At 71.6% G+C, this 2,550-nt stretch carries 3 protein-coding genes; 2 read left to right on the top strand and 1 reads right to left on the bottom strand.

What is annotated here, in order from left to right; all coding sequences use genetic code 11:
- Window positions 1-1,812, top strand: a 1,812-nt coding sequence (locus Q1K57_RS13905; protein WP_300083631.1) for a DUF2207 domain-containing protein, incomplete at its 5' end; no start/stop codon positions are given.
- Window positions 1,813-1,845: 33 nt separating this feature from the next.
- Here Q1K57_RS13905 and Q1K57_RS13900 read toward each other — a convergent pair.
- The gene (locus Q1K57_RS13900; RefSeq protein ID WP_300083629.1) at window positions 1,846-2,214 is read right to left on the bottom strand and encodes an FKBP-type peptidyl-prolyl cis-trans isomerase; all 369 of its coding nucleotides are present in this window, start codon (window positions 2,212-2,214) and stop codon (window positions 1,846-1,848) included.
- A 79-nt stretch (window positions 2,215-2,293) separates the two neighbouring features.
- On the opposite strand from Q1K57_RS13900, the gene Q1K57_RS13895 reads away from it, so the two are divergent.
- The coding region (locus tag Q1K57_RS13895; protein ID WP_300083628.1) for a DUF1707 domain-containing protein at window positions 2,294-2,550 on the top strand (257 nt) is incomplete at its 3' end.

Here is a 2,550-nt window from a genome sequence, read left to right as displayed (position 1 = left end):
GGTGTCGTCGAGCGCGCCGCCGCCGACAGCTACGACCGCTTCGACGTCACCTACGTGGTCTCGCCGGACAGTGTCGTCAGCGTGACCGAGACGATCACCCTGCGCTTCGGCCCCGGTTCCGGGCGCCACGGCTACGAGCGGCTCCTCACCATCCGCGAGCCGTACGACGCCGAGCAGGACATGATCTTCGACGTCTCCAACATCGTCGTCACCAGCCCCGACCCGGTCACCACCGAGGTGCAGACGACCCGCTTCGCGCCGAGCGCCCGTGAGGGCGTCCTGCGGATCCGCATCGGCAGCGCGGACCGGACGATCAGTCAGGACGCCGTCACGTACGTCCTCTCCTACGACGTCCGTGGCGCGCTCCGCACGCCGGGCGGCACCCCCGAGTTCTACTGGGATGTGACCGGGTCCGACATGGACCCGATCAGCTCGTCGACCGTCCGGGTCAGCGTGCCCGGCGGTGCGCAAGACCTGCGGTGCTATGCCGACCGTCCGCCCTCGACGAGCGGCTCCACGTCGGCGTCCGCCACGCCTTGCACGTCGGCCACGGTCGAGTCGGGCGAAGCTGTCTTCACTCAGGACGGCCTGGCCGCCGGCGAGTTGCTCACCGTCGCGGTCCAGATCCAGCCCTCGGCGGTGACGGGTGCGGTGCCCAACCTGAGTGAGCGGGGGGACGCCGCCGACGTCCGTTCCACGCGGGTGCTGCAGGGTGCGGGGCTGGCGTCCGTGCTCGTCATCCCGCTGCTCGGCTGGTGGTACTACCGGCGCAACGGCCATGACCAGCGTTACGCGGGCGTGCCTCCGGGCACCGTGCCTGCGCGTGGTCAGGCGAGCCCCGTGGTGCGCAACGACCCGGGTCTGCAGGTGCCGGTGCAGTTCAGCCCGCCGAAGCTGCCGCTGACGCATGCGGGCTTCCTGCTCGACGGTCAGTACCGCACCGAGCACCTCACCGCCACGCTCGTGGGCTTGGCCACGGCGGGCGCTCTGCAACTCACCAGCCAGGGCCGCACGACGGCGATCCTGCGGGATCCGCGCCGCGCCCCCGACGAGCCGAGCAGTCTGCTGTTGGCCGAGCTCTTCGATCGCGGGCAGGACGCCGTCGACGTCGGCCGCGCCGGACAGCTGGCGGGGGCGTCCGACCGGCTGGCTGCCGATGCGCAGGGTGTCGCCCTCACGTCGGGCTGGTTCCGGCGGGTCCGGCGCGGGCGGAAATCGTCTTCGATCGCGGGCGTCATGTGGCTGGGATTCATGGCTGTGTGGTTCTTCGACGTGCGTTGGCTGCTGGGGCTGGCCTGGTTCCTCGTGCCCGCCACGGTGGCGCTCGTGATCACGCTCGCCGTCGTCCGGGCGCGCATGGCGCGCGGCCAGCGCACCGCGCTCGGGCGGGCGTGGACCGACCAGATCGAAGGCTTCCGCACCTACATCGCCACGGCCGAGGCCGATCAGCTGCGCTTCGAGGAGGGCGAGGACATCTTCAGCAAGTACCTGCCGTGGGCGATCCTGTTCGGGCTCGCCGAGCGCTGGGTGCGCGTCTGTCAGCAAGCCATCGCGCTCGGCCGGCTCACGCAACCCGACACGAGCTGGTACGGGGGCACGTTCTGGGACGGACCCGTCATCCTTTGGAACCTCGACACGCTCGGCTCGTCGGTGGGACCGGCTACGACGCCGTCGATCGCTGCCGCCGGCCCGCGCTTCAGCAACGACATCGGCTTCGGCGGGGGCTCCGCCTTCGGCGGCGGGGGTGGCTTCGGTGGCGGTGGCGGCTTCGCCGGCGGTGGTGGCGGCGGTGGTGGCGGCGGCAGCTGGTGACGGACTCCGGCGGCGTCCGTCAGCCGAGCCGTGTCAGGCCACGCCCACCAGGTCGCACACGAAGACGAGCGTCTCGTCGGGCTTGATGACGCCGCCGGCGCCGCGGGCGCCGTAGCCGAGGTGAGGCGGGATGGTGATGCGACGGCGTCCACCGACCTTCATGCCGGCGATGCCGCGATCCCACCCCTGAATGACTTGTCCCGCACCGAGCGGGAACACGAGGGGCTCGCCGCGGTCGTAGCTGTTGTCGAACTCCGCACCGTCCGACCAGGCGACGCCCACGTAGTGCACGGCGACACGCTTGCCGGGGACGGCTTCGGGGCCGGTGCCGGTCTCGAGGTCGTCGAGCACCAGGTCGGCGGGCGGGTCTTGATCGGGAACGGTCACCTCGGGCTTGTCCATGGCCGCAACTGTACGGGTCGGGGGCGTGCTCGGGGGAATGCCTGATGTGGGCCGGACACCGCCCGGCCAGACTCGCCGTATGCCGCCCGCCGAACACCCGAGCCTCGCCCTTCGCATCTCCGACCTCGAACGTCAGCGGGCCACCGAAGCCCTTTCTGACGCCTACTGTCAGGGCCGCATCGACGAGGTCGAACTCGACCGCCGCCTCACCGGCGTCATGACCGCGCAGACCCGCCGCGATCTCAATGCCAGCTTCTACGGCATCCCGCCCGCGGTGCGGCCGGTCGGCGTCCGTGCGCCGGGCAACCAGGGCACGTTCGGCGGCGGCGTCGCGCA

The sequence above is a fragment of the Propioniciclava sp. genome (genome assembly GCF_029977985.1).
Classification (GTDB): domain Bacteria; phylum Actinomycetota; class Actinomycetes; order Propionibacteriales; family Propionibacteriaceae; genus Propioniciclava.
Note: the sequence above shows the minus strand (reverse complement) of the source record. Positions and strands in the feature narration are given on the sequence as shown.